The 25,032-nt window shown below is 61.7% G+C and carries 25 protein-coding genes and 3 pseudogenes; 12 read left to right on the top strand and 16 right to left on the bottom strand.

All coding sequences use genetic code 11. From position 1 onward, the window contains the following. The first annotated feature begins 55 nt into the window (after positions 1-55). Both BA011_RS22265 and BA011_RS22260 read left to right on the top strand, forming a co-directional pair. On the top strand, positions 56-1,303 hold the full coding sequence (locus BA011_RS22265; protein WP_065282041.1) for an ROK family transcriptional regulator: 1,248 nt from the start codon (positions 56-58) through the stop codon (positions 1,301-1,303). After that, complete coding sequence (locus BA011_RS22260) at positions 1,287-1,757, top strand: RbsD/FucU family protein (protein ID WP_065282040.1); 471 nt, start codon at positions 1,287-1,289, stop codon at positions 1,755-1,757. The genes BA011_RS22265 and BA011_RS22260 overlap by 17 nt, the downstream gene beginning before the upstream one ends. A 114-nt stretch (positions 1,758-1,871) precedes the next feature. Here the strand turns inward: BA011_RS22260 and BA011_RS22255 are convergent, their stop codons facing one another. Together BA011_RS22255 and BA011_RS22250 are read right to left on the bottom strand one after the other, a co-directional pair. Beyond that, entirely contained in the window at positions 1,872-2,354 is a 483-nt protein-coding gene (locus BA011_RS22255) for a RidA family protein (protein ID WP_065282039.1), read from the bottom strand. Between the two features lie 19 nt (positions 2,355-2,373). Further along, the gene (locus BA011_RS22250) at positions 2,374-2,808 is read right to left on the bottom strand and encodes a cupin domain-containing protein (RefSeq protein ID WP_065282038.1); all 435 of its coding nucleotides are present in this window, start codon (positions 2,806-2,808) and stop codon (positions 2,374-2,376) included. A 118-nt stretch (positions 2,809-2,926) separates the two neighbouring features. On the opposite strand from BA011_RS22250, the gene BA011_RS22245 reads away from it, so the two are divergent. From BA011_RS22245 to BA011_RS41935, 5 genes and pseudogenes are all read left to right on the top strand, one after another. Next, positions 2,927-4,459 carry a winged helix-turn-helix domain-containing protein gene (locus tag BA011_RS22245; protein ID WP_065282037.1) on the top strand — a complete coding sequence of 511 codons (1,533 nt, stop codon included), beginning with the start codon at positions 2,927-2,929 and terminating at the stop codon, positions 4,457-4,459. A 68-nt stretch (positions 4,460-4,527) separates the two neighbouring features. Beyond that, a pseudogene (locus tag BA011_RS41940) lies at positions 4,528-4,694 on the top strand (RbsD/FucU domain-containing protein); the annotation flags it as partial. 245 nt (positions 4,695-4,939) lie between these two features. Then, the gene (locus BA011_RS22240) at positions 4,940-5,614 is read left to right on the top strand and encodes a hypothetical protein (protein WP_065282036.1); all 675 of its coding nucleotides are present in this window, start codon (positions 4,940-4,942) and stop codon (positions 5,612-5,614) included. 463 nt (positions 5,615-6,077) lie between these two features. Next, positions 6,078-7,622 (top strand): putative bifunctional diguanylate cyclase/phosphodiesterase, encoded by a 1,545-nt coding sequence (locus tag BA011_RS22235; RefSeq protein WP_065282035.1) that lies wholly within the window; start codon positions 6,078-6,080, stop codon positions 7,620-7,622. Positions 7,623-7,720: 98 nt separating this feature from the next. Next, positions 7,721-7,846: pseudogene (locus BA011_RS41935) on the top strand (TetR/AcrR family transcriptional regulator); the annotation flags it as partial. Between the two features lie 121 nt (positions 7,847-7,967). Here BA011_RS41935 and BA011_RS22230 read toward each other — a convergent pair. After that, a pseudogene (locus BA011_RS22230) lies at positions 7,968-8,783 on the bottom strand (alpha/beta hydrolase). Positions 8,784-9,053: 270 nt separating this feature from the next. Here BA011_RS22230 and BA011_RS22225 point away from each other — a divergent pair. After that, positions 9,054-9,632 (top strand): TetR/AcrR family transcriptional regulator, encoded by a 579-nt coding sequence (locus BA011_RS22225; RefSeq protein ID WP_065282034.1) that lies wholly within the window; start codon positions 9,054-9,056, stop codon positions 9,630-9,632. Positions 9,633-9,661: 29 nt separating this feature from the next. Here BA011_RS22225 and BA011_RS22220 read toward each other — a convergent pair whose 3' ends face one another. From BA011_RS22220 to BA011_RS45170, 5 genes are all read right to left on the bottom strand, one after another. Continuing rightward, positions 9,662-10,756: an alkene reductase gene (locus BA011_RS22220; protein WP_065282033.1), complete on the bottom strand. Its 1,095-nt coding sequence runs from the start codon at positions 10,754-10,756 to the stop codon at positions 9,662-9,664. A 26-nt stretch (positions 10,757-10,782) separates the two neighbouring features. After that, a complete protein-coding gene (locus tag BA011_RS22215; protein ID WP_237352509.1) occupies positions 10,783-11,235 on the bottom strand; it encodes a DUF2147 domain-containing protein in 453 nt (150 codons plus the stop codon). A 191-nt stretch (positions 11,236-11,426) separates the two neighbouring features. After that, positions 11,427-12,431 (bottom strand): NADP-dependent oxidoreductase, encoded by a 1,005-nt coding sequence (locus tag BA011_RS22210; RefSeq protein WP_065282032.1) that lies wholly within the window; start codon positions 12,429-12,431, stop codon positions 11,427-11,429. 31 nt (positions 12,432-12,462) lie between these two features. Beyond that, positions 12,463-13,326: an alpha/beta fold hydrolase gene (locus BA011_RS22205; RefSeq protein WP_065282031.1), complete on the bottom strand. Its 864-nt coding sequence runs from the start codon at positions 13,324-13,326 to the stop codon at positions 12,463-12,465. 128 nt (positions 13,327-13,454) lie between these two features. Continuing rightward, the gene (locus BA011_RS45170; protein WP_237352507.1) at positions 13,455-13,700 is read right to left on the bottom strand and encodes a hypothetical protein; all 246 of its coding nucleotides are present in this window, start codon (positions 13,698-13,700) and stop codon (positions 13,455-13,457) included. Positions 13,701-13,736: 36 nt separating this feature from the next. Here BA011_RS45170 and BA011_RS22200 point away from each other — a divergent pair, with 36 nt between their 5' ends. Genes BA011_RS22200 through BA011_RS22190 form a run of 3 tightly spaced genes read left to right on the top strand, consistent with a single transcriptional unit; the run spans position 13,737 to position 15,050 of the window. After that, positions 13,737-14,318, top strand: a complete 582-nt coding sequence (locus BA011_RS22200; RefSeq protein WP_065282030.1) for a TetR/AcrR family transcriptional regulator — start codon at positions 13,737-13,739, stop codon at positions 14,316-14,318. Continuing rightward, the gene (locus BA011_RS22195) at positions 14,315-14,677 is read left to right on the top strand and encodes a nuclear transport factor 2 family protein (RefSeq protein WP_017958787.1); all 363 of its coding nucleotides are present in this window, start codon (positions 14,315-14,317) and stop codon (positions 14,675-14,677) included. Before BA011_RS22200 ends, BA011_RS22195 begins: the two co-directional genes overlap by 4 nt. Beyond that, entirely contained in the window at positions 14,670-15,050 is a 381-nt protein-coding gene (locus BA011_RS22190; protein WP_065282029.1) for a TfoX/Sxy family protein, read from the top strand. The genes BA011_RS22195 and BA011_RS22190 overlap by 8 nt, the downstream gene beginning before the upstream one ends. A gap of 85 nt (positions 15,051-15,135) precedes the next feature. On the opposite strand, the gene BA011_RS22185 is transcribed toward BA011_RS22190, so the two are convergent. After that, positions 15,136-15,876: an SDR family NAD(P)-dependent oxidoreductase gene (locus BA011_RS22185; RefSeq protein ID WP_065282028.1), complete on the bottom strand. Its 741-nt coding sequence runs from the start codon at positions 15,874-15,876 to the stop codon at positions 15,136-15,138. A gap of 81 nt (positions 15,877-15,957) precedes the next feature. On the opposite strand from BA011_RS22185, the gene BA011_RS22180 reads away from it, so the two are divergent. Continuing rightward, positions 15,958-16,626, top strand: coding sequence for a TetR/AcrR family transcriptional regulator (locus BA011_RS22180; protein ID WP_027666203.1), 669 nt, complete (start codon positions 15,958-15,960; stop codon positions 16,624-16,626). 494 nt (positions 16,627-17,120) lie between these two features. Here the strand turns inward: BA011_RS22180 and BA011_RS22175 are convergent, their stop codons facing one another. The 7 genes from BA011_RS22175 to BA011_RS22145 all read right to left on the bottom strand — a co-directional run bounded on the left by BA011_RS22175 (position 17,121) and on the right by BA011_RS22145 (position 24,933). Beyond that, entirely contained in the window at positions 17,121-18,158 is a 1,038-nt protein-coding gene (locus tag BA011_RS22175) for a 4-hydroxyproline epimerase (protein WP_065282027.1), read from the bottom strand. A gap of 16 nt (positions 18,159-18,174) precedes the next feature. Then, on the bottom strand, positions 18,175-18,885 hold the full coding sequence (locus BA011_RS22170) for an SDR family oxidoreductase (protein ID WP_065282026.1): 711 nt from the start codon (positions 18,883-18,885) through the stop codon (positions 18,175-18,177). 9 nt (positions 18,886-18,894) lie between these two features. Next, positions 18,895-20,145, bottom strand: coding sequence for an NAD(P)/FAD-dependent oxidoreductase (locus BA011_RS22165; RefSeq protein ID WP_065282025.1), 1,251 nt, complete (start codon positions 20,143-20,145; stop codon positions 18,895-18,897). Between the two features lie 182 nt (positions 20,146-20,327). Further along, a complete protein-coding gene (locus BA011_RS22160) occupies positions 20,328-21,605 on the bottom strand; it encodes an alpha/beta hydrolase (protein WP_065282024.1) in 1,278 nt (425 codons plus the stop codon). 798 nt (positions 21,606-22,403) lie between these two features. Next, positions 22,404-23,300 carry an aldo/keto reductase gene (locus BA011_RS22155; RefSeq protein WP_065282023.1) on the bottom strand — a complete coding sequence of 299 codons (897 nt, stop codon included), beginning with the start codon at positions 23,298-23,300 and terminating at the stop codon, positions 22,404-22,406. A gap of 307 nt (positions 23,301-23,607) precedes the next feature. Then, the gene (locus BA011_RS22150; protein ID WP_065282022.1) at positions 23,608-24,243 is read right to left on the bottom strand and encodes a TetR family transcriptional regulator; all 636 of its coding nucleotides are present in this window, start codon (positions 24,241-24,243) and stop codon (positions 23,608-23,610) included. Between the two features lie 12 nt (positions 24,244-24,255). After that, on the bottom strand, positions 24,256-24,933 hold the full coding sequence (locus BA011_RS22145) for a class I SAM-dependent methyltransferase (RefSeq protein WP_065282021.1): 678 nt from the start codon (positions 24,931-24,933) through the stop codon (positions 24,256-24,258). Positions 24,934-25,032: the final 99 nt, after the last annotated feature.

Here is a 25,032-nt window from a genome sequence, read left to right as displayed (position 1 = left end):
GATGTGGCATGCTCGATCGAATTAGGGCATAGGCCAACAATCGGGAGGAGGGGCCATGTCGTCCTTGGATGGACCGGCAAACATACCGGTCCCGCCACCAATTCTGAATCCGGCCGGCGGTGCGAACCAGGTCAGGGTGCGGGCCTATAACGAACGGCTCGTGCTGTCGCTGGTGCGTCTCTACGGCGCGCTGTCGAAGGCCGATATCGCGCGCCGCAGCGGACTGTCGGCGCAGACCGTCTCCGTCATCATGCGGGTGCTGGAGAAGGAAGGGCTGCTGTCGCGGGGAGAACCGGTGCGCGGCCGTGTCGGCCAGCCGTCGATCCCGATGCATCTCAATCCCGACGCCGTCTATTCTTTCGGCCTGAAGATGGGCCGGCGCAGCGCCGATCTGGTGCTGATGGATTTCGTCGGCCGCATCCGCATGCAGCTGCATAAGACCTATGCCTATCCGCTGCCGGATGAGATCCTTGCCTTCGTCACCTCGGGCATCCGCGAGCTCGAAGAGCGGCTCGACGACAAGCAGCGCGGCCGCATTGCCGGCCTCGGCATCGCCGCCCCCTTCGAGCTCTGGAACTGGGCCGAAGAGGTGGGCGCGCCGGCCGGCGCCATGGAGGTCTGGCGCGAGATCGACCTGCAGGCCGACATCGCCGCGCGCGTCTCGCATCCGGTCTTTCTGCAGAATGATGCGACCAGCGCCTGCGGCGCCGAGCTCGTCTTCGGCGTTGGGCCGTCCTATCCGGATTTCGTCTATTTCTTCATCGGCTCCTTCATCGGCGGCGGCATCGTCCTGAATTCGGCAATCTTTTCCGGCCGCACCGGCACGGCGGGCGCGATCGGGCCGCTGCCGGTGCGCGGCAAGAACGGCGAGACGATGCAGCTGCTTGAAATCGCCTCGATCTTCGTGCTCGAAAACATGCTGCGCGAGCGCGGCATCGATCCGGAGCCGCTCTGGTATTCGGCCGACGGCTGGGTGGATTTCGGCGAGCCGATGGAAGCCTGGATCCAGGACAGCGCCAAGGCGCTGGCGCAGGCGATCGTTGCCGCCGCCTCGATCGTCGATTTCAGCGCGGCCGTCATCGACGGCGGCTTTCCCGATTGGGTGCGCAGCCGGGTGGTGCAGGCAACGATCGACGAAGCCGCCAAGCTCGACCTGCAGGGCGTCGTCATGCCCGAAATCATCGAGGGCGCAGTCGGCGCCCAGGCGCGCGCTATCGGCGGCGCCAGCCTGCCGATCTTTGCGCGTTACCTCACCGACCAGAACGTACTCTTCAAGGAGGTAGACCATGCTGAAAGGACTTGATCCGCTGTTGAGCCCGGAGCTGCTTTTTACGCTTCGCGCCATGGGCCACGGCGACGAGATCGCCATCGTCGACGGCAACTATCCGGGCGTCGAACATGCCCGCCGGCTGATCCGGCTCGACGGCCATCGCCTCATCCCGGTTCTCAATGCAGTGCTCAGCGTGCTGCCGATCGACGATTTCGTGGCCGAGGCGATCTTCCGCTCGACCGTCAAGGCCGAGCGCGACAAGCTCGACCCCGTGCATGAGGAGATGATCGACTGCTGCGCCCGTCACGAACCGCACCGGCAGGTGGTGCCGCTGATCGGCCAGGATTTCTACGGAAGGGTGAAGACTGCCCATGCGGTGATCCAGACCGGCGAGCCCAGGCTCTATGCCAACATCATCCTGCGCAAGGGCGTGATCTATCCGAAGGAGGCGGACGCCCATGCGGAGGTTGATCCCTTCGTTTACTAGAGCATGATGCCGAAGTGTGAGCGGTTATCGGACGACATCACGCTCTGACGATCTGACGTAGAACAGGATTCAGATTTTAGGCCAAACTGGCCTAAAATCATCCTGTTCAGGCGGTCACCCGTCTATTTCGACCTCCGCTTCACAGTTTACGGGCGCATTTAAAGGGATGGCCATGCCGATGGACGAGCGGGCGTGGGCGCCAACGTTGGGGCCGTACAGCTCCAGTATCAGATCGGAATAGCCGTTTGTGACCAGCGGCGTCTCATTGAAACCCGGAGCAACGTTCACCATGGCGAAGACGCGCAGCCAAGCCGTGACCCGATCAAGGTCTCCGACAGCACGTTTGAGACTGGCGAGATGGGCCAGGGCAACCAGCCGGGCTGACACGTAACCCTGCTCTGCCGAAACATCCGCTCCGACCTTGCCAAGGGGGTCTGCCAATGTCCCGTCGCGGTTGCACGCGACGTGACCCGAGATGTAAGCGCGGGTTCCGCGCACCCGAACCCAGGCGAAGGGCATATGCAGCCCCTCGCGCACTTTCAACGGTTCGGGCAATTCCAGACCCATTTCGGCCAGACGTTGTTCGATGATGGCCATGGTGCACCTCCCGGTGTGGTTAAGGTACGATGTTGTCGAGCTCCGGCATCAGAACGACGCTCTCGTTGGCTGCGGGGTCGTTGCGGGCACCGAGGAACTCGGCGCTTTCGGTGCTGCGATTGACGGCCACGTGGGGAACGCCGGCCGGAATGAACAGATAGTCACCGGCGTGGACCAATTCGCACCGCTCGAGCTCCGGCCCCGACCAGATCTCGATTTCTTTTCCCGCAGTCATCAGAAGGGCCGTCTCGTGTCCCTCATGGCGATGGGCCTTGGTTCGTCTGCCTGCCGGTAGCGAAATCATCCCCAGCCACAGCACGCGTGATCCGACGCTTTGTGCCGAGACGCCCGAGCGATAGACCGACCCTTGCTCGGCGACATGGCTGCCGCTCCCGCGTACGACTTTCGCGGTTAATCCATGAGGATTTTTCGGTTGCGTTGCTTCGTTCTTCATCTCTCTCACCACTTCAGCCGGTGCACTGGAGCAGACTCTGCGCGCTCAGCCGGCGCAAGTCCTGAAGCGGGGCCGAAAAATTCCGAAAAGTTGCGAAATCGGCGTATCATTCCCGGCCATGAACACCCAGCACCTTGCCTTCGGCCACTTCGAGTTCATTGCAGAGAACGGATGCCTGTTTCGCGACAATAGGCCTGTCGCTACGGGCGCCCGAGGTGCTTCCCTGCTTGCCGCACTGCTTTCGGCACAGGGAGGTGTCGTCTCCAAGTCGGCCCTGATGGATGCTGTTTGGCCGGGATTGGCCGTCGAGGAAAGCAATCTTTCCGTTCAGATTGCCGCCCTTCGCAAGCTGCTCGGCCCTGCATCAGACGGCAGCGAATGGATCGTCACGGTCCCGCGGGTCGGATACAGATTTTCCGGTCCGGTGGAGAGCCGGACCGACGCAGCCGAAAGCGGATGGCACGCGCAGACCAGTTCGATGCCGGCGATTGCGGTACTGCCATTCGAAAATCTCGGCGGTGATGCAAAAAGACAGTATCTGGCCGACGGTATCACCGACGACCTGATCATGGCGCTCGTTCGGTTCAGATGGTTCCGCGTCGCCTCACGTGGGGCGAGTTTCACAAGGAAGGATGGCTCGAGGGATCCGCAATCTATCGCGCGCGAACTTGGCGTCGATTTTCTGGTGGATGGAGCTATCCGATATACCCGCGATCAGATCCGGATATCGGTGCACCTCGCCGACGCAGTGAAAGGCGCCACGGTCTGGTCCGAACATTACGACCTTCAGGTGGCCGAGGTATTTGCAGTGCAAGACGCCATCGCCGAGCGGATCGCAGCGGCGGTGGAGCCCGAGCTGCTGTTGCGTCATGGGCTTCAGCTGGCTCCGCACACCGGCAACATCACTGCCTGGAACCTTGTAAGGCAAGGTACATTCAATTTCCACAAGGTCACGCAGCCCACCCACCTTGTCGCACGGCGATTCTTCCGCGAGGCTGCGGAGCTCGATCCCATGCTTCCAGAGGCGCAGATCTGGCGGGCGCGGGTCAATGCGGGCCTCATTGGCTACGGCTGGACTGATAACCCCGCCGCGGACGGGAAGGAAGGATTGGATGCGGCCCTTCGAGCGATCTATCTCGATGCGCGGAACCCGTACTCGCACTATGCGCTGGCGATTGTGTCGGCCTACACAGGCAGGGCTGACCATGCGATCCTCGCAGCGGAACGATCCATCGAACTCGGTTCGAGTTTCGCCTTGGGGTATCTCGTCTTCGGCATGGCCCGTCTCTTTTCGGGGGATGCGGCCGGCGCGCGGCAACCCCTGGCTCGCGGCCTCGAACTCAACCCCCATGACCCGCAGAATGGAGTTTGGTTCAGCCTCCTGATGCTTGCACTGTTCTTTTCGGGCGACGTCGAGGGCGCACTCGAAACGGGACGTACGGCGCAAAAGGCGCGGCCTGACTGGCCGGCGCTCCTGCGCATTCAGGCGTGCTGCCATATGGCCGCGGGACATCGTGAACAGGCCCGCCGCTTTGCTGCGGCCGCCAGCGACCTTTCCGAACCCGCCGGCGATGCGCTTGGTCCGTTCAGGGATGGCAACAAGGAATGGGCCACCCGCCTGAACGAGCTGCTGCGAGAGGCGGAATTTTAAAACGACCGGTTGGCAAAACCCGTTCAGGATCGGCGCCGAAGAAGCCCGAGGCCTTGCCATAAGGAGGCCTGCCGCTCGTCGGCCGGGACTTCGGCGGCCGGTGAAGACCGCCCATGCGGTGACCCAGACCGGCGAGCCCAGGCTCTATGCCAACATCATCCTGCGCAAGGGCGTGATCTATCCGAAGGAGGCGGACGCCCATGCGGCGGCCGAGGTGGATCCGTTCGGCTACTAGCAATTCCAGCCAAAAGACGCAGCGTTTGGTCGTCGGTAGGCTTTGGCTTTCGGTCCGGCTGAAGGTCGGTCTTTCGCCATTCTTTGGATGGAGTTATTGTGCGGCCGGTGGGTTGGTCCACCGCGCCGGCAAACCGCTTGTTAAGCCAAGTGCTGCGAACGGCGTCACCATCGGGGGCGGACGTCGAGCGGCTGCATAGACGCGTGCGTGATTAGCCGGTGAAGCGATGAGGACACGGATCTCACATGGTACCTGACATGAGCACGACTCCTCGTCGCAGTACCACCGGTCTGCGCAAGTTTCTGGATCCTGAGCAGCAGCGCGATTGGATACAAGGCAAGGCGGACCTAATCGACGCCGAAGAGCGCTTGGAGTCCCTGGAACAGCGGTTCAAATATGTCCCACGGTTCGAAAAGCTGCTTGGTCGCCCGCAGGCGCAAGACGTTCTGGAAATTCTCAGGGTATACGGGCAGACCTGCATCCCCATCCCGCGCAAGACCGAGCGTCACTACTGGTCGGTTTCATGTCTGCCCTCGACCTCAGACAAGCCGCTCGTCCGCGTCAATGCGAGCTGGATGGAGCTTTTCACGCTCTACGCCGATGGCGAGGACCTGCGTGCACGATTCCTGGTGCATCTTTCTGACTTCACCACGGACCATTCACCCACGCAGGGCGATGTGGACAAGGCTTTTCTCGAGGACTGCGTCGCGACGCCCGAAGACGTCGGTTACTTTTTTCCGCGCGGCGAGGACATTTTCGGCATCACTGTGCGGGGCTCGGCCTCGATCCGTAAACTCCTGGCGGAGCGCCGCATCTTGCGCGCCATTCGGACTTTCAATGTGACGCACATGAACCGAGGTCGGAACGCCTATCAGGCGAGCCACTGCTACAGCCTGGCGGATAACATGCTGGCAGGTTGATCGGCCCTGGGATGCGCCCTACCCCTGGCGCCGAGCCGATCCTCGGTCGCGGGCGACGCGCAGATGCTGAAAAGACTCGGGGCGCTGTAAACCCGTCACGCCCATTCCCTTTGAAGGACTACTGATCCTCCGGCGGGTTCTTCAGCCGTTCGAAGAATGGCAGATAGCGGCGACCGGCAGACACCATGGAATCGAAGCCCCATCCGATTTACGGGAAAGATATCCAATTCACGCAGCAAAACGCCCGCACCTTCGTCAATGCAACCCGCCATTAACCTTCGAAGGTCAGACAATCTTACGGACTTGTCGGTGCTGCGCAGCTTGATCAACAGCTGCAACGCCCGACCCGGCATTCGGTGATACGAGCATCAGCCATGTCGGCTGTTGATTGAAAACATGTCGGGGACGATGCGGTTCTCCAAACTGGCCATGACGGCTCTTCACCCAACAGGAGCCTGTTCATATGCCTCGCATCCAACCAACCAGACCGCAGATGGAGATCGTTGCCTGGCTCGCGGTCTTCCTGGTTCTCTTCTGCCTATCTTGGTTCCTCCAATGGCATGAAGGGCTGGATCGGTTCATCGAGAAGCATCATGACTATCCGCTGGACCACGCGCTCGTCGCCCTCAATATCTCCGGGTTTCTCGGGCTCATTTATTCCGCGCTGAGAATCCGGGATCTTTCGAGGGAGGTCAATCGCCGGCTGCAGGCCGAAAAGAACGTAGACTGGATTGCCTGTCACGACACGCTGACCGAACTGCCTAACCGCAGGTTTCTGGATTCCCTATGCGCGCAGGCGATGACCGATCAAAGGGAAGAAACCTACGCCGTGTTCAGCATCGATCTCGACGGCTTCAAGAAGGTCAATGACCTCCTGGGGCACGATCACGGTGATGCGGTGCTGAAGACTGTTGCTCAGCGGCTCTCTTCCCTCTTTCCCCGTGAACACGTTTTCCGCCTTGGTGGAGATGAATTCGTTGTTCTGGCGCGGCGCACCGGAAATCCCGATCTTGTCGCGTTGGCGAACCGCATAGTGACCGTGATCCGCAAACCCTTCACATTCAATGGCGTCGCCGTTGACCTCGGCGCCAGTGTCGGCTTCGCGCTTTTTCCGGAGAACGGCGATGACCTAAGCCAGGTCATCCGACATTCGGACTGTGCGATGTATGTCGCCAAAAAGCAGGGGCGCAATCTGGTGAAGCCCTTCGTGCCTTCGATGCAGGACGAGTTGGCGAAGCGGATCCGGCTGGAAGCGGATCTGAGAGCAGCCATCAAGAAGGCCGAGATCGTTCCCTACTATCAACCGCTCGTGGACCTGAAAACGAATAGGATTATCGGCTTCGAGGCGCTGGCACGCTGGAAGACGGCCTCCGGCGAATTCATCCCACCGAACGACTTCATTCCGGTGGCGGAGGAAGCCGGTCTGATCGTCGAATTGACCGATCAACTGCTTCGCCACGCCTGCACCGATGCGCTTTCCTGGCCAAGTGAACTCGTCCTGTCGTTCAACCTTTCTCCGATCCAACTGAGCGATCGGTTACTGGGGCTCAGAATTCTCAAGATATTGGGCGATGTCGGTCTGCCCGCGCACCGGGTCGAGCTGGAAGTGACGGAGAGCGCCATCATCCAGGACGCCGTTACGGCACGAATCGTCCTCGATGATCTGGTGAATGCCGGCGTCGGGATTGCTCTCGACGACTTTGGAACAGGTTATTCCAGCCTCTCACAGCTATCCAACTACCGGTTCGACAAGATCAAGATCGACAGGAGTTTCGTCTCTTCATTCGAAACCGACGATAAGCAAGACAAGGTGATCAAGGCGATCATCGCTCTCGGTGTGGGACTTGGCGTGACGATAACGGCCGAGGGTATCGAAGAGGAGAGCCAGCTTCAGCGGCTTCAGGAGCTGGGTTGCGACATCGGCCAAGGCTATCTGCTTGGCAGGCCAGCGCCGGCCGAGAAGCTTGCCACAGGCCAGGTCAGCGCCAGAATTTTGCAACGCGGTTGATGGGGGCCGCGATATGTCGGCTCTGAATCAGAGCCGACACGAGCTTACCGACTTCAAATGGCGGCTGTGTTCGCGCCTATCAATTCCTCACTTTTCGCCTATGCGTCTTTTGGCGCAAGGGCTACGAGGGCGCCTCCTATACCGACCTGACCGAGGCTGCCGGCATAGAGAGGCCTGGCTTCTATTCTGCATTCGGCAACAAGGAAGCCCTCCGCCTGGCGCTCCTGTCCACCTGGCCGACCGGCCGTTCCGCTGGAGCGTGATATCGCAGGCGCTCGGAGAGCTGCTCGAGGCAGCAGTTCAAAGTTTTACAGCGTGACGGCGCGCCGCTGCAATCGTCCCGCCTTACTCCGACACAGGGGTAAAGGCATGACGCCCAAGAAACGCAGCCACTTGTTCTGTAACCTCGGCCGGCGCGGAGTCTGGGAAAAAATGCCCGCCCGGTACAGCGCAAGCGTCCATGGTCGTGCAGCGATCCGCCCAGGTGGCTGGAAGATCATAGAGTTTGGCCATCGCGCCAGCGGCGCCGTACAGGATCAGCGCAGGCGCCGATATACGCCTCCCTTGCTCCGCCAGATCGTGGGCGAGATCGACGGCCAGCGCCGCACGGTAATCGTTGCAGCCGCCGGCAATCGCCTTGGCATCATGCCAGGAAGCCCGGTAGGCAGCGAGCTGTTTGGCGTCGAAATCCTGCAGGCCCGCTGCGCCCCAGCCAAACAGGCAGGTTTCATAAAAGAGATCGGGATTGGCTTCGATCATTCGCTCCGGGAAGGGCGCGGGTTGAGCGAGGAAGAACCAGTGCCAGTAGCTTTGAGCGACCTCGCGGCGCAGGTCGCCTAGCATCACCGCCGTCGGCACGATGTCCATCGGAGTGACGCTCGCCACAGCCGCAGGATGGTCGAGAGCCAGCCTGTGCGCCACCCGGGCACCGCGGTCGTGACCCACGAGGTGAAACCGCTCGTGTCCAAGCGTTTTCATCTAACCGAGCTGATCGGCTGCCATGGCGCGGAAGCTGTAGTTGGCCAGATCAGCGCGAGCCGGTGGTTTGTCGGAGGCGCCATAACCGCGCAAATCTGCACAGATCACCCGATAGCCAAGCGCGACCAGCTCCGGTGCGATCCGTGCCCAAAGTGCCTTGGTCTGCGGAAAGCCGTGCAGCATCAGCAGCGGCTCTCCCGCACCCGCAGCGACATAAGCAATCTCCACGCCATCGACGGCAATCCGGCCGCTTTCAAAACCCTCAAACATACTCCCCTCCGCTTCGCGACGACTGTGACGCCTTTACAGCGGGTTGGATGCCGTCAGGTGCGTCTCTGCCTTGATGTGATCCTGATGTTCGTTGACATTATTAATGATATACGTCATCAATAAGTCAAGCTATAATGACACACGACATCATAGTTTAGGCATGGCCGTCGAAAGGGCTGCGAAGTGCGGATCACGAAGGAAAAAAAGCAGGAAAACTACGAGCGGATTATCACCATCGCTTCAGAACTGTTTCGCGAGCGCGGGTACGATGGCGTGGCGGTGGCGGAACTGATGGAGCGGGCCGGGCTCACGCATGGCGGCTTCTACAACCACTTCCGATCCAAGGAGGAGCTGATTGCAGCGGCGACCGCCAGGGGTTTCGGCGAGACCGCGGAACGCTACGCAGGATATGATGCGCTTGCCGCCATCGAAGCCTATATCTCGCGGGAGCACCGGGATGCGCGCGGCCAGGGATGTCCCGCCGCGGCACTGAGTTGCGAAGCGGCACGGCAGCCGGATGAGACGAGATCGGCTTTTGCCGCAGGGATCGAAAACCTGCTCAGCACGTTCGAGGGCGACATGGTGCGAGATCACGCCTCCGCCGCCGGATCGCGCGCCCTGACGATCAGCCTCCTTGCTCAGGCCGTGGGCGCCATCGTCCTTTCGAGAGCCTGCCCGGACAATTCTTCCCTGGCGGATGAAATCCTGGATGCCTGCCGGGCCGACTGCCGTGATGCCATCGGAAATCACGCGCGCAAGTAATAGGGCCGCGCATGCGCGGCCCTATGCAGTCAGGCGTCGACCGGCGCGGCCATGGTGGGATAGTCGGTGTAGCCCGCAGCACCTCCTCCATAGAGTGTCACCATATCGAGATTGGCCAGCGGTGCACCGGCCCTCAGGCGCTCGATAAGATCCGGGTTGGCGATGAACGGCCTGCCGAAAGCGAACAAATCCGCCAGTCCCTGCTCCAGCCTAGCCGTGGCAAGGTCCAGATCGTAGCCGTTATTGGCGATGTAGGTGTTCTTGAACTTGCAGCGAAGCGCCTCATAGTCGAAGGGTGCAACGTCGCGCGGCCCGCCCGTCGCGCCTTCGACGACATGGAGGTAGGCAATACCCATCTCGTCAAGCCTCTCGACGATGTAGTTGAACTGCGCCTGCGGATCGGTTGCGGAGATCCCGTTGGCCGGCGACACCGGCGAAATCCGAACGCCGGTTCGCTGCGCGCCGACTTCCTCGATGACCGCGGCCGTCACCTCTAGCGTCAGCCGGGCGCGGTTTTCGATCGACCCGCCATAAGCGTCGGTGCGGGTGTTCGATCCATCCCTGGCGAACTGGTCGAGCAGGTAGCCGTTGGCGCCGTGAACTTCGACACCATCGAAACCGGCGGCAATCGCATTGGCGGCGGCGCGACGGAAATCCTCGATAATGCCGGGGATCTCGCCCGGTTCGAGGGCGCGCGGTTCGGATACATCGACGAAAGCATTGTTCACAAACGTCTTGGTTTCGGCCCTGATGGCGGAAGGCGCCACCGGGGGCTGCCCATCCGGCTGCAGGTCGACATGCGATACCCGACCGACATGCCAGAGCTGCAGGAAGATGTGGCCGCCCTTGGCATGCACCGCGCCGGTCACCTTCCGCCAGCCGTCGACCTGCGCCTCTGTGTAGATGCCGGGCGTGTCCTGGTAGCCTTGACCCTGCTGCGAAATCTGGGTCGCCTCCGAGATGATCAGGCCTGCCGAGGCCCGTTGCGCATAATATTCGGCAATGAGATCGCCCGGCACAAACCCGGCGCCCGCTCTGTTGCGCGTCAATGGCGCCATGACGATGCGGTTGGAGAGCGTGAGGGAGCCGAGTACCGAGGGCTCAAAGAGTGTCTTGTTGGTCATGTGTCACTTTCACCAAGAGTTAGAAATTATTGCTGACGTTCCCAGACCTGTGAACGTCCGAGCAATGACACGCCGATAAAGCCGCGCACGTTGAGCTTCTTGCCGCCGTTGGTGACGGAAATCTTGCTGCTGTAGACCTTGCCATTGTCCGGATCGAGAATCTGGCCGCCGGTATATTCGTCGCCGTCCTTCTTCAGGCCGCTCAGGATGACCAAGCCAACGACCGGCGCGTTCTTGAGCGCGCCTTCGCATTTCGCGCAGGTCGGGCTTTCGTTCGGGCCGAGAAAGACTTTTTCGACCCTTCCCTGCAATGTGCCGTTTGACTCCGTAATTCGGACCAAGGCCCTCGGCTTGCCGCTGACGTCATCGACATTCCGCCACAAGCCAACAGGCGAGCTATTGTCCGCCCATGCCGCCGATGACATGAGTGCCGCAACGGTGGCGAGGGCGAAAACGGCCGATTGTTTCAATATATGCAATGCTGTCAGCTCCTTGAATTGCGTTGAACGCGTGTGTTGGCGGATAGGCGTAAAGTCGGCTGGGAAGGGATGATCGAGAACCACCGACGGATCCACGAGATCGCTGGCCGGCTGTTCCGGGCGAAGGGTTTCGATGCAGCCAGCGTCGCAGAAATCATGAAAATCCGGTGAGCCGCTGAGGTCTCTGCGGGTTAGTCGGCGACCGTGATGACCACCTTGCCCTTCGCACGCCCAGTCTCGACATAGGCCAGCGCATCCCCGGTCTTCTCAAACGGGAACACCTTGTCGACGACCGGGCGGATCGCGCCCGATTCGATCAGCGAGGTGATTTGACCCAATTGCTGCCCTTCGGCCCGCATGAACAGGAACGAGTACCGGATGCCAAGGCGCTTGGCCTTTTTCCGAACCCCTCGACTGAGCAGGCGCAGCACCAGTTTCAGAAACAGGTTCAGGCCGAGTTCCCCGGCGAATGCGGGATCGGGCGGACCGGAAATGGAAATGAGCTGGCCGCCCGGCTTCAGCACGCCCAGAGATTTTTCGAGCGTCTTTGGATCCTGACTGTTCAGCACGAGATCGTAACCCGACAAGACCTTCTCGAAATCCTGTGCCTTGTAGTCGATCACCACATCCGCCCCGAGGCTTCTGGCCAGCTCGGCATTGCCAGCACTCGTCGTCGTCGCAACGGTCGCGCCAAGATGCTTGGCGAGCTGAATGGCGAAAGTCCCGACCCCGCCGGAACCGGCCTGAATGAAGACTTTCTGGCCGGGCTTCACCTTGCCCACCTCGACCAGCGCCTGCCACGCGGTCAGCCCCACCAGCGGGATGGACGCCGCTTCCGTCATGCTGAGGTTGTTTGGCTTCAGCGCCACGTCGGCTTCATCGACGGCAATGAATTCGGCGAATGTACCGACCCGATGATCGCGCGGCCGTGCATAGACCTGATCGCCCACCTTGAACCGCCTGACCCTGGATCCGGCTTTGACAACCGTTCCGGCAACGTCGTGCCCCAGGACGAAGGGTGGGCGATAGGGAAGAATAAGCTTGAATTCTCCATCCCTGACCTTGGAGTCCAGGAGGTTTACGGCCGTGGCCTGAATCCGGACGAGGAGATCATTGTCCTGCAATTCCGGTTCGGGCAGGTTGGCGAGACGCAGAGCGCCCTTCTTCTTGTATTTATCAACGACGAATGCCTTCACGGGCCTCTCCAATTCGAATTCTATTGCGACGTCAGGCGCCAAGGAAGGACAAAGCCTTCGGCACGAAATCGGCGTGGTTCTGGAAAATACCGCCATGCCCGGCGTCTTGATAGATAACCAGTTCCGCCCCGGGGATGCGCCGGGCCATATCGGTGCTGTTGACGGTCGGGACCATGATATCATTGTCGCCATTGGCGATCAGGACCGGGACATCGATACGGCCGAGATCCTGAGGCGCCTGCCGCCCCCAGGCTTTGATCGCCTTGAGTTGCCGCAGGAAGGCCCTTGGCGTCGGCCCCTTGTCCCTTCCCGCCTTCCGCTCTTTCAGCCGATCCAGAAATGCTTTCGCGGCCCGGCGACCATTGGCAGTGGACGTGAAGAACAGATAGGTTTTTGGGTCGCGCGCAGTCAGCAGACCTTTGATAATGAGTGGCCAGGATACCGCTCCGACCTTCTCGATACCCCGGCCTCCGGCGGGACCCGTACCGGCTAAAATAAGTTTGCGCACGAGATCGGGGGCTTTCAGCGTGATGTCCTGCGCGACAAATCCCCCGAGAGAAAACCCAAGCAAATCGACCTTTTTGAACCCAAGCGCTCGGATCAACGCGATGGTGTCGCGCGCCATCTCGTCTATGGTCAAAGGGGCCGTACCGCCTGAGGCGCCGATACCCCTGTAATTGGTGGCGATTACGTGATGCCTGGTGGCGAGACCATCGACAATCCGGGGATCGAAATTGTCCAGCACCGCGCCCCAATGGTTGAGAAGAATGACCGGGACGCCGCCTTGGGGGCCGAGGTCGCGATAGGCAAAAGGGGTTTCCCCAACATTGATCCAGAGATTGGGCGCCTCGGCATAACACGTGGCAGACCGAAGATATCTTACAGAAGTGTTCATCGTTTACTCCAATATCCGGCCCGAACCGGCAGGGTTGGGTCAGAGGGAAAGCACGCAGCTTCGGTCGCCCTACCTTTTAATGACAACCATCATCATAATAGGATTAATGATACTCGTCATCAAAGCTGTCAAGCGGAATTTTTCTCAGCCGCATCAAACGCGATCTCCCGCAGGCTGGTACGCGGAACGTTCCAGCCAGGAAGGGTGCAAAGATCACCACGGTCGGGATGGTCTATTCTCACTTCAAAGTTCTCATGAGCCCGAATCGCTCCTCGGTACATGCCGATCCCGCGCTCGCCGGCGATGACTGAGCTCGACCAGGCGAGATTCTCGCCGAAAGTCACGGAGACCGTTGCATTTGAATTCTTGATCATTTATTCTAGAACAATCGATAAAGAATCGGAGTGGCGATGGGCCGAACGCGGGAATTCGATGAGGAGGCGGTGCTGACGGGGGCGATGCACATCTTTCGCAAGCACGGCTATCAAGGGGCGTCGATCCGGGATCTCGAGGAGGCGACCGGGCTCAAAGGCGGAAGCATCTATCACGCTTTCGGCGACAAGGCCGGCCTCTTCGACGCGGCGTTCGGGCATTACAACCGGACGGTGCTGGAGGGACGGATCGAGCGGTTTGCGCCGCCCGGAAGCGGGCTTAAAGGCTTGCGCGAATTATTCCTTTCGCTCCTGCATGAGCCCGACGATGGCTCGCTCGGCTGCCTAATCACCAACATGGCGGTGGAATTTGGCGGTGGTGCCAGTCCGCATCCCCGTGTCGAAGCAGCGCTCGGCCTCCTTCGCACCACATTCCGCTCAAGGCTCACCGAGGCGTCGACCGTCGCTCGGGACGGTGATGGAGCCAAAGCGGACAGGATAGCCACCCGCCTTCTCGCCTGCTATCAGGGCCTCCTCGTGCTCATTCGCGGCGGTGACGACAAGGCCGGCCTGCGGCAAGCGATAGAAGACGAATTCAATCAACTGGAGACGATGTCATGACACCTGAGGCCCTTTGGAATCGATATGCAGCCATCTGGTCGCTGGATGCTTCCGCTCGCGAGCCGGAAATGCTGGCTTGCCTCGCTGACGATGTGACCTATTGCGACCCGAATGGAACGATTGCGGGGCGCGCCGGTCTCTCGGCTTACATGGCGGGCTTCAAGGAGAGCATGCCGCTAACCCGGTTCGAGATATCAAGCGTCCTTCACCATAATGAACGTTCGCTGGCGCGCTGGTCACTGCGCCACGAAGACGAGAGGATCTTGCAGACCGGCACGAGCTTCGGGGTGATTTCCAATGGCCGGCTCGGCGCGATCACCGGCTTCTTCGATCCTCTGGCGGAGCGGCACCATGAGTAGCGAGGCGACACGCCAGCTGGCGCTCGACTTTGCAAGCCAGATCGCCCCAGCCGGCTGCATCGATATCAGGCGCTTCTTCGGCGGCTCCGCCCTTGTCCGCAACGGCGCGCAGTTCGGGTTCGTCATGAAGGGCACTTTGTATCTCCGCGTCGACGCAGCGATGCGCGCGGAGTTCGAGGCAGATGGCTGCGAACCATTCAGCTACCGCGCTACCGGCCGGGAGGTGACGGTTCGCCGCTACTACGCCGTTCCTGCACATGTGATCGACGATCCCGCGCTGCTGCACAGCTACGCGGAGCGCGCATTGCACGCGACCGCCACGCCCGGCCACAGGCTCGCCGATACGCTCGCGGCCGTCACTCCGTCTGGCTGATGCCCGCGCCCGGCGCTCCCCATCGGGGCGAAAAGAGGGACCGACATCTGTCGACGCCCCTCTTTTGCAGGCAACAGACTCCACTTCAGGTATTCAAGCCGCCATCCACCGTGAGGATGGTTCCGGTGATGTGCCTTGCAGCAGGGCTTGCGAGGAAAGCCACAGCCGCCGCCACATCTTCCGGCTCGCCATAACGGCCAAGTGGAATCAGGGCGCGCTGGAAGTCGGCGAAGTCGCCATTGGCGGGATTCATATCGGTGTCGGTCGAACCCGGCTGGACGAGGTTTACCGTGATGTCGCGAGATCCGAGTTCCCGCGCGAGGCCGCGGGTAAATGAGTGGAGCGCGGATTTTGTCATGTAATAGACCGTGCCGGTGTCACCGACGATGCGTTCGGCGCCGACCGAGCCGATGGTGATGACGCGGCCCCCGGCCTGCAGATAGGGAATGGCGGCCTGGGAAGCGAGCAGAGGCGACCGCACATTGACATCAAGCAGCGCATCGATCTGCTCGACGCTGACGTCGGCGATCGCACCGTAAAGTGCGATTGCGGCATTGTTGACGAGAATGTCGAGACCGCCAAGTGCCTGCGCCGCCTCGTCGACCGAGCGCTTCACGGCCGCCGGATCGGCGCTGTCGGCCTGGATGGTAAGCGCTTTGCGGCCCTTGCGCTCGATCGCCCGCACGACTTCGGCGGCGCGATCGGCCGAACGCTCATAGGTGATGGCAACATCGGCGCCTTTGTCGGCAAGCGCCAATGCGATGGCGGCGCCAATGCCGCGCGAGCCACCGGTGACGAGGGCACGCTTTCCAGCCAGTTCTGTCATGATCTTCTCTTTCTGTAGTGATCGACATATAATTAGCTAGGCACATTGCGATGGGGTGTCAATGGCTTTATATAATGATCGATGCAAAAATCGGACGAGATGTCGAACGTCAATGAAACCCCTGCCCGCAGTCGCGGGCGGCCCCGGGCGTTCGACCGGGAAGCAGCCTTGGCACAGGCGACCCGCCTGTTCTGGATCAAGGGCTTCGAGGCGACCTCGATCGCCGATCTCACCGAGGCGATGGGGATCGGATCGCCGAGCCTTTACGCGGCATTCGGTTCGAAGGAGGCGCTCTATGCCGAGGCGCTGCGCCACTATCGCGATAACAACGAGGCGCTCGTCTGGGCAGGCTTCTTCTCCGCGGGCACGGCGCGTGAAGCGGTGATGTCGTTGCTGATGGATTCGGCCGCTGCCCTGACCGGCTGTGTCGCGGATATTCCCCGCGGCTGCATGGTGACGCTCTCCTCGGTCGGCAGCGAGGGCCACGCGGAACTCGGCGAACTCGTGCGAACTGCCCGCGCCATCACGCTCGACCGCTTAAAGGCGCGCCTGAACCAGGCGATATCAGAAGGCGAAATTCCAGCCTCGACCGACGTCCACGCCCTTGCCCGCTTCGTGCAGACCGTTCAGAACGGCATGTCGATCCTGGCCCGCGACGGAGCGACCCGCGGCGAGCTGGAGGCAGTGGCCGAGCTGGCCATGCTGGGTTGGGACACACGAACCGGGGATGCTGAACGCAGGCAAGGTTGATCGCGTTTCGAATATCGTTACGCGGATGCTCCTGTGTCCGCGGCTTGGCTCCCTCTACAACGAGACGGTTTTAGGCGGGTCGGGCCTAAGATCTGTTGACAGTGAGCGGACGTGCCATGCGAAAGGCAGGCCAGGAACGGAGAGGTCCGCCGCATATCCTCTTCTCCCCTCGGGGAGAAGGTGCCGGCAGGCGGATGAGGGGGCCACACGGCACGCCCTTGCCGTAATAATCTATCCTGCCACGCCGACGGCAAGCGCGCTGAACATGCAAGACGATACCGACATGGTCGATGCCGCCCGGGCGTTGTTGAAAAGACCGGCTTCGGCGGCCCCCTCATCCGCCCTACGGGCACCTTCTCCCCGCTGGGGAGAAGAGGGAATCGAGACGTCGCGACATATCCCTTCGCCCCGTTTGCGGGAGTCGGAAGGACGGGTCGAGACCGGTGGCTCGACCGAGGCAAGGTGGCGGCAGTCGGATGAGGGCATCCAACCGATCAAATCTCGCCGGCGGCCGGTCCCCAGACATCCGTCAGCGCAAAACCGTTCGGATGCGGGTCGAAGGGGTCGAGGGCTACCTGGGTCAGGCCGAAGGTGAAGCCGCGGCCGGTGATGGTGGGGATGACGGCGGGGCGGCCGGCCACCTCCGTCACAGCCTGGAGGCCGACTTCGAATTCGGAGCCGATGATCGATTTCGAGGTGAAGACGTCGCCGACCTTGGCCTTGCCGCGGGCATAAAGAGTGGCGAGATTGGCGGAATTGCCGGTGCCGCAGGGCGAGCGGTCGGCTCGGCCCGGCCACATGGTGGTGCAGGTGCGCACCGTGCCATCGGCTTCCGTATCGCGGAACATCACATAGGCGACGCCCGAGATCGCCGGGATCTCGGGATGGACGACCTTGATGTCGCGATTGATCAGCTCCTTGAGGATCATGCCGGCCTGGACGAGACCGGCGGCATTGGCCTTCTCGATCGTCAGACCGATCTGGCCGACATCAACAAGCGCATAGAAGATGCCGCCATAGCAGATATCGGCCTTGATCCTTCCCCAATGCGGCGTGTCGATCCCGACGTCCAGCTCATGGACGAAGGAGGGCACCATGGTGAGCTTGACCTTCTCGCAGCGTCCGTCGCGGCAGGTCGCCGTCGCCTTGACGAGGCCGGCGGCGGTTTCGAGCGTGACGATCGTCTCCGGCTCCTTCATTTCGACGATGCCGGATTCGAGAAGCGCCGTGGTGACGCAGATCGAGTTCGAGCCGGAACTCGCATGCGCCTGGTCGGGCTGCAGGATGATGAAGGCGGCGTCCGCCTCCGGGTGCCGTGCCGGCAGCAGCAGGTTGACCGAGCCGATGGGCGCGCCGCGCGGTTCCAGGCAAAGGAAGCGGCGGAGCTCGTCGCCCTTCGGATCGGTGTTCAGCCAATGCAGCTGGGCGGCAATGGTATCGCCGGGGATCTTCGGCACGCCGCCGATCGCGACGCGGCCGATCTCGCCTTCGGCGTGGACATCCAGCAGCTGGATCGTGCGCTTCCATCTCATATAAGAAAACTCCAGATCAGACGTGACGGGTGACGCCGCCATCGACGCGAATATTCTGGCCGGTGATATAACCCGCGCCGTCGGAGAGCAGGAAGGCCGCGGTCTTGGCGATCTCCTCCACATGGCCGATGCGCTTCATCGGCACCTTATCGGCGGTCTCGGGCTTGTGGTTCAGGCTATCGATATAACCCGGCAGGATGCAGTTCATGCGGATATTGTCGGCCGCATAACGATCGGAATAAAGCTTGGTGAAGGCGCCGGCAGCGGCGCGGTAGGTGCAGGAAACCGGGAAGACCAGCGACGGCTCGTAGGCCGCGAAAGTGGTGATGTTGACGAAGGCGCCCTTGCCCTGCTTCAGCATGACCGGCGTCACCAGGCGGGCCATGCGTACCAGCGACAGGATCATCATGTCGGATCCGAGCGTCCAGTTCTCGTCCGATATATCGAGCAGGTCGCCCTTCGGCGGATGGCCGCTCAGGTTGACGACGGCGTCGATGCGGCCATAGGCCTTCATCGTCAGGTCGAAGATCGCCTTCAGATCCTCGGCCTTTTCGGCCACGCCGCGCGAGGCGACGCCGCCAAGTTCGGCAGCCAGCTTCTCACAGCTTTCCGACGGCGACATCAGCGCCAGCCGATAGCCCTGCGCGGAGAGCTCGCGGGCGATTGCCTCACCCATGCCGCGGCCGCCGCCGGTGATCAGCGCTACGGGTTTGGTGGTTTCGGACATCGGAGCCTCCTAATAACGGTCTATGCGGAACGGAGTCATGTCGAGGGATGGTTTGAGCCCGGTCACCATATCGGCGATCACCAGCGCTGTCGTTGCCGAAAAGGTCAGGCCGAGATGGCCGTGGCCGGTCGCATAAAAAACGCCCGGCATCTTCGACGAGGGCGAAATGATCGGGATCGTATCGGGCAGCGCCGGACGATGCCCCATCCATTCCGTCGTCTCCTCGACCTTGAGGCCTGGCAGCGCACGCTGGGCATGGCGCATCAGCACCCGCGGGCGGCGGAAATCCGGAGCGGCATCGAGGCCGGCGAGTTCGATATTGCCGCCGACCCGGATACCGCCCGCCGTCGGCGTCACCATGAAGGCGCGATGTGGCCAGATCACCGAATAGCGCATCGCGATGCCGGGCTTCATGATCTGCGTGTGATAGCCGCGCTCGGTTTCGAGCGGGATCGGCTCGCCGAGCTTTTCGGCGAGGAAACGGGTGTGGACGCCGGCGGCAAGCACGACCGAATCCGCCTCGATACGCCTGCCATCCTCAAGGAGAACGACGGCCGTGCCGTCACCCCTGCTCTCGATGTTCCTGACGGCGCCGGAGACGAAAGTCGCGCCCGCTGCCTTTGCGGCGTCGGCGAGTTTGACCACCAGCTTGTAGGGGTCGCGGATCGACTTGTTGTCGGGGAGCAGCACGGCTTTGGCGATCGCCGGCGACAAAGTGGGTTCGTAATGTTGGATGGCGCCGTTGCTCAAAACCTCGAATTCAAGGCCGTAGCGCTGCATCATGGCGAGATGGCCGCGATCGGCGGCAAATTCCGCCTCGGTCTCGTAGATCGCCAGACAGCCCTCCTCGGTCATCAACTCGGGCGCGCCGATCGCCTGGAGCATCTGCCTGAAATCGCCGAGCGCGCGGTTGGAGAGACTCATGCCGGCATCCTCGATCTCTCGGAGACGCGAGGGCCGGCCGGCGGCGAGGAAGCGCAGGAACCAGGGCAGCATCCTGGCGGCATAAGAGGGACGCAGCCAGACCGGGCCTTCCGGATCGAGTAGCCAGCCGGGGATTTTTTTCCATGTCGAAGGACCGGAACCGGCGGCAAAATCGAGCGCGATGCTTGCCATATTGCCGAAAGAGGTGCCGCGACCCGGTTCGCCCTTGTCGATCAGCGTCACCTCAAGGCCGCGCCGCTGCAGCGCGAAAGCGATCGAGGCGCCGATCACGCCCGCGCCGACGACAACCACCCTCTTCTTCGTCTCATCCGCCATGCCATCAACCCATCGCACGGCAGACAGAGGTGCCGTCGTGAGTCTGATATATCACATCAAGATGCGATGCCTAGAGAATTTCCGTTTTCTCCGCATCACGGAAATTCCCTATCTCTTTGCTTTTCGCAATTCCGAAACGCAAAACCGCTGTGCACTTTTGCTGGAATTGCTCTGTGGAATTTTTACTGGCTTGCCGGCAGGCCGGCGCCGACGCTGTCGCCGACCGAACCGACGGTATTGTTCATCGACTGGCCGAGACGCTTCAGCTGGGCGTCGTAGTTGCGCCGGGTCCGCGGATCGAAGATCGCTATCGGCGTGCTGACGGCAACACTGACGGCACTGCCGGCGGTCTGGGCAGCGCCCATCGCAACGGCGCCGACGGCCTCACCGAGGCCGACATTGGAATCGGTGATCGTCTGGCCGGCAATCAGCCGGTCGCCGATCAGCTTCACCACTTCAGGGCTTTCGGCGAACTTGCCGTGGTTCAGCCGGTCGCCGCCCTTGAGCTTGGTGAGGTCGAGTACGGTGATGCCGGCCGCCTCGAGCTTGCTGCGATAGGGTTCGACGGAAGGATCGATCTGGCCGAGCCGGTCGACATTGCCGGAGATGCGCCGCGACAGCGCCAGAGCCCGATCGTCCTGCGAGACGAATATGGTGAAGTGCGGCCTTTCCTTGCCGAGGCTCGCGAACTGGCGGCCGAAGACATCGACATCGAGATCCGGCGAGGCAAGGATGACATTGTTGATCTTCGGTGCGACATGACCTTTGCGGATCGCCATCTGCCTGAGCGCTTCGACGGTCAGCCAGGTGCCCATCGAATGCGCCATGATGGTGATGTCGCTGACAGCCGGATTGGCGGCGGTGCGGGTCAGCAGTTCCTCCAGCGCATCGCGGGAATAGTTGGTGCTTTCCTTGTCGTAATTATAATCGAAGATGCTGCCGCGCGACGGCCAGGTGAAGACCACGGGGGCAACGTCGGCATGTGAATCGTGGACGATCTGCGCGAAGCGGTAGACGGCATCCTCATAACGATTGTTGAAGCCGTGGACGAAGACCAGTACCCGGCGGCTCTTCGGCATGTGGGTCTTCAGCCAGGTCTCGCCGGCCCGCTCGCCTTCCAGCGGATCGACGGAGACGGTGACGAAATCGCGCAGCGGATCGGCCGGCAGGCGGCTTGGCCATTGCACCTGGCCGGCCTTGCGATTGGCTTCCGGCGGGATCGAGACATCGACGGCATTGACGGCGAGCCCTGTGCCGCGTTCGCCGGAGAAAAGCACGGCAGGATTGTCGTCGGCGGCACGCGTCGTCGCGACGAGCAGGTCGACCTTGGAGGTGCCGGGCGGCACGGTGCCGGCCGCCTGCATGACACCGACCGGCCTGCCGCCGCAGCCGGAAAGCACCATCGTTGCCATCAGAAGACCTGTCAGGGCCGCGCGCGGGGCGCGTCTTTTGCCGATCATGACCAACTCCAATCGGTTCACGCACCGGACAGGCGGCGCCCGTCCAAATAGTCCGACGGGGCTTGCCGAGTCAAACCGCGAGAGGTGAAAGCCTTTTTGGGCATGAGAAAATATAGACTTGGGAAAAAAGAAAAAAGCCCGACGCGGGAGGAGGTGCGCCGGGCTCTTGATCCTGACTGACAACTGGGAGGAGGAGTGTTGTCAGTCCGATGTAAGAGCGCTGGGAGGAGGAGTGCGCTGCTTACGAAGATAGTAATAGCCAATTCTTTTGATTCGGAACAGCGAAAATACCGCAATGCAGCAATGCGCTGCATGCAAGGCTTGCCCTCAAAATAACAGGCCTTCGCCTCATTTTGCAGCAAGTTTGACCGGATGGTCAAAAATATGCCGAAAGTTGCGGCCTCTCTGCTCCGGACATTCCGCGACCTCTCGATTCCCTCTTCTCCCCTCGGGGAGAAGGTGCCCGTAGGGCGGATGACGGGGCCGGCGATGCCGGTCTTTCCAACAACGCTCATACGGGGTTCCACCGTGCCGGCATTGTCTCGATCGTGTTCAGGGCGGGGCACGGTGTTATCGTCGGGGTCGCAGGATAGGTTATTACGGGAAGGGCATGCCGTGTGGCCCCCTCATCCGCCTGCCGGCACCTTCTCCCCGAGGGGAGAAGACGATATGCCGCGACCTTTCCGTTTCTCGCCACCTCTCGCATGGCACGTCCCCTCGCCCCCTTTTCACGGGGGCCTAAGGACGGGTCGAAACGAGCGGCTCGACCCCGGTGAGCGGCGCAGCGGTCACAGCAAATCAAGCAGCCTTGAAGACCTTGCTTCCCTCGGCGTCGAGGGAGGAGAATTCCTCGTTCGAGAGGGTGATGTCGACGGCGGCGACGTTTTCCTCGAGATGCTTGACCTTGGAGGTGCCGGGAATCGGCAGCATGACCGGGCTGCGCTTGAGCACCCAGGCGAGTGCGATCTGGCTGGGTGCTGCATTGTGCTTTTTGGCGATGGTATCGAGCAGCGAGCCCGGCTTGGCGAGGTCGCCGGCTGCCAGCGGATACCACGGGATGAAGCCGATATTGTGCTTGGTGCAATAATCGAGCACGTCCTCGCTGGTGCGGTCGACGAGATTGTAGCGGTTCTGGACGGTCGCGACCTTGAAGTGCTTCGAGGCGGCCTCGATGTCGGCAACGGATACTTCGCTCAGACCCGCATGGCGGATGAGGCCGGTATCGAGCAGCGATTTGATCGCATCGAACTGTTCCTTGGCCGGCACCTTCTGATCGATCCGATGCAGCTGCCAGAGATCGATCTGCTCGACGCCGAGATTGCGCAAGCTCTTATGCGCCTGCTGGATCAGATATTCCGGACGGCCGACGGGCAGCCAGATATCGGGGCCGTGGCGGGTCAGGCCACCCTTGGTGGCGATGACAGACTTGCCGCCATAGGGATGCAGCGCTTCCTTGATCAGCCATTCGGAGACATCGGGGCCGTAGGAATCGGCCGTATCGATGAAGTTGACTCCGAGTTCCGGCAGGCGCTTCAGCGTGCGGATGGATTCGGCATGATCGGAAGGCTCGCCCCAGATGCCCTTGCCGGTGACGCGCATGGCGCCGAAACCGAGACGGTTGATCTCGATATCGCCGCCGATCTTGAAGGTGCCTGACTTTGCCGCGTTGTATTGGGCTGCGTTGTGACTCGACATGGTCTTTCCTCTCTTATCAATCAATCATTGAAATCGGTGGAACGGTCGGAGGCGGTTCAACAGCCGCGGCACGGATGCCGAGGCTTTCTAAGATGCCTTCGAGCGCGAATGTCTGCCCTGATCGAAAGCGATGCCCGCCATGGTGATGATCCGCCTATCGCGGGGATCATCAGAATGTGGCCGCTGCGACGCTTGCAGATATAGGACGGTCCCGTTCCGATAACAGGGCCCGATGACAGGGATGCGCGGAAACATCGATATCGAACCGACGTATCGGGAGAGCGCACTGAGGTTCAGGCGGACTGCGTCAACGCCTGGTCTTCGCCTCGTCGCCGAATTCCGCCAGCATCCTCCAGAGGTCGGCGAAAATCTCCCGGGCGAAATCCTGTGGCGAAGCACTTGGCGGGCGCTGCTGCCAGAGCTCAGCCCCGACGCGCAGCGCACCGATGACGATGGCCGCAAGGACGCGCATGCGGGGCCGCTCAAGCGGCTCACCTCCCTTGCGCAGAAGCAGCGCCTCGGCGAGCTTCTGTTCGAGCTTGGCGTATTTCAGCTGGTCGCGGGCCTTCAGCACCGGCGTGCGGTGGATGAGTTCGCCAAGCGCCAGGCCAGGCTCGTCAACCGAGGCGATGACGGTTGCGGTGATTGCCGCCTCGACCGCCGCGACCGAGGATTCTGCCGCCGGCCTTGCCGCTACTGCTGCCATCAGGCGATCGGCGAAGGCATCCTGCCAGGCGAAAACCACCTCTTCCTTGGACGGGAAATAATCGAAGAAACTGCGCTTGGAGACATCGGCCGCCTCGGTGATGTCCTCGATCGTCGTGGCCTCGAAGCCGCGCTGCAGAAAGAGGGTCATCGCCGCCTGCTCGATGCGCTCGCGCGTCTGCCGCCGCTTGCGTTCCCGCCTGCCTTCCGTCGTCTCCGTCCGCTTAGTCTCAGCCATTCCTGTCCGGCATCATCGTTCAGCCGCCGTTTCGTTGGAAAAGGCCGCGATATCGTCGATCTCAGTGTCGCTTTCACGATAGCTAAAGCGCTCGCGCGACAGTTCCAGCGGCTTGCGGCGCGAAATCCGGTAGACGGAGGCCGGCGGCAGGTTGCGCACCGTACCGCCGATGCGCACCGCCTTCAGGCCCAAACGGTCGAGGATCGGCCGCGGCACCGGGCAGCGCGGGCCATAGGTGAACTGATAGACGGCGCCGCCCGGCCGCATATAGGCGAAGGCGCCGGCCAGGATCGAGACGATCTTGCGCGGCGACATGGACAAAAGTGGCAGGCCGCTGACAACCGCGCCGACCGGTTCGCCCTCGAAAATATCGGCATCGGCGAGATGGGCGGCGTCCATCTGCAACACACGCGCCGTCGGAAAACGCGCCTGCAGCGATGAGATGAATTCCGGACCGTACTCGATCAGGGTCAGATCCGCTTCGCTGACCCCGCGCGCCAGCAGCGCCCGGGTGAAGACGCCGGTTCCCGGGCCGAGCTCGATGATCGGACCGTCGAGTGCGGCAATTTCACTGGTCATGATCCTGGCAAGCGAATCCCCTGACGGCGCGATGGCCGCGACCCGAAGCGGGTTACTGATCCAGGAGCGGAAAAAATGCAGGAAATCGGTGCATGCGGCCTTTGCAGTCATGACTATCCCACCTGTCTGAAATTCGATTGATATGAAAAGCGACCATCGCGGCGAGCATGGCAATTCCAAGGCAGAGGCGTCAATCGCTCATCGCTGCGG

This window comes from Rhizobium leguminosarum, from assembly GCF_001679785.1.
GTDB lineage: Bacteria > Pseudomonadota > Alphaproteobacteria > Rhizobiales > Rhizobiaceae > Rhizobium > Rhizobium leguminosarum_R.
Note: the sequence above shows the minus strand (reverse complement) of the source record. Positions and strands in the feature narration are given on the sequence as shown.

Coding starts and splice junctions, on each gene's coding strand:
- BA011_RS22265 (WP_065282041.1), top strand. CDS start 56: ATGTCGTCCTTGGATGGACCGGCAAACATACCGGTCCCGCCACCAATT.
- BA011_RS22260 (WP_065282040.1), top strand. CDS start 1,287: ATGCTGAAAGGACTTGATCCGCTGTTGAGCCCGGAGCTGCTTTTTACG.
- BA011_RS22255 (WP_065282039.1), bottom strand. CDS start 2,354: ATGGCCATCATCGAACAACGTCTGGCCGAAATGGGTCTGGAATTGCCC.
- BA011_RS22250 (WP_065282038.1), bottom strand. CDS start 2,808: ATGAAGAACGAAGCAACGCAACCGAAAAATCCTCATGGATTAACCGCG.
- BA011_RS22245 (WP_065282037.1), top strand. CDS start 2,927: ATGAACACCCAGCACCTTGCCTTCGGCCACTTCGAGTTCATTGCAGAG.
- BA011_RS22240 (WP_065282036.1), top strand. CDS start 4,940: ATGGTACCTGACATGAGCACGACTCCTCGTCGCAGTACCACCGGTCTG.
- BA011_RS22235 (WP_065282035.1), top strand. CDS start 6,078: ATGCCTCGCATCCAACCAACCAGACCGCAGATGGAGATCGTTGCCTGG.
- BA011_RS22220 (WP_065282033.1), bottom strand. CDS start 10,756: ATGACCAACAAGACACTCTTTGAGCCCTCGGTACTCGGCTCCCTCACG.
- BA011_RS22205 (WP_065282031.1), bottom strand. CDS start 13,326: ATGAACACTTCTGTAAGATATCTTCGGTCTGCCACGTGTTATGCCGAG.
- BA011_RS45170 (WP_237352507.1), bottom strand. CDS start 13,700: ATGATCAAGAATTCAAATGCAACGGTCTCCGTGACTTTCGGCGAGAAT.
- BA011_RS22200 (WP_065282030.1), top strand. CDS start 13,737: ATGGGCCGAACGCGGGAATTCGATGAGGAGGCGGTGCTGACGGGGGCG.
- BA011_RS22195 (WP_017958787.1), top strand. CDS start 14,315: ATGACACCTGAGGCCCTTTGGAATCGATATGCAGCCATCTGGTCGCTG.
- BA011_RS22190 (WP_065282029.1), top strand. CDS start 14,670: ATGAGTAGCGAGGCGACACGCCAGCTGGCGCTCGACTTTGCAAGCCAG.
- BA011_RS22185 (WP_065282028.1), bottom strand. CDS start 15,876: ATGACAGAACTGGCTGGAAAGCGTGCCCTCGTCACCGGTGGCTCGCGC.
- BA011_RS22180 (WP_027666203.1), top strand. CDS start 15,958: ATGCAAAAATCGGACGAGATGTCGAACGTCAATGAAACCCCTGCCCGC.
- BA011_RS22175 (WP_065282027.1), bottom strand. CDS start 18,158: ATGAGATGGAAGCGCACGATCCAGCTGCTGGATGTCCACGCCGAAGGC.
- BA011_RS22170 (WP_065282026.1), bottom strand. CDS start 18,885: ATGTCCGAAACCACCAAACCCGTAGCGCTGATCACCGGCGGCGGCCGC.
- BA011_RS22165 (WP_065282025.1), bottom strand. CDS start 20,145: ATGGCGGATGAGACGAAGAAGAGGGTGGTTGTCGTCGGCGCGGGCGTG.
- BA011_RS22160 (WP_065282024.1), bottom strand. CDS start 21,605: ATGATCGGCAAAAGACGCGCCCCGCGCGCGGCCCTGACAGGTCTTCTG.
- BA011_RS22155 (WP_065282023.1), bottom strand. CDS start 23,300: ATGTCGAGTCACAACGCAGCCCAATACAACGCGGCAAAGTCAGGCACC.
- BA011_RS22150 (WP_065282022.1), bottom strand. CDS start 24,243: ATGGCTGAGACTAAGCGGACGGAGACGACGGAAGGCAGGCGGGAACGC.
- BA011_RS22145 (WP_065282021.1), bottom strand. CDS start 24,933: ATGACTGCAAAGGCCGCATGCACCGATTTCCTGCATTTTTTCCGCTCC.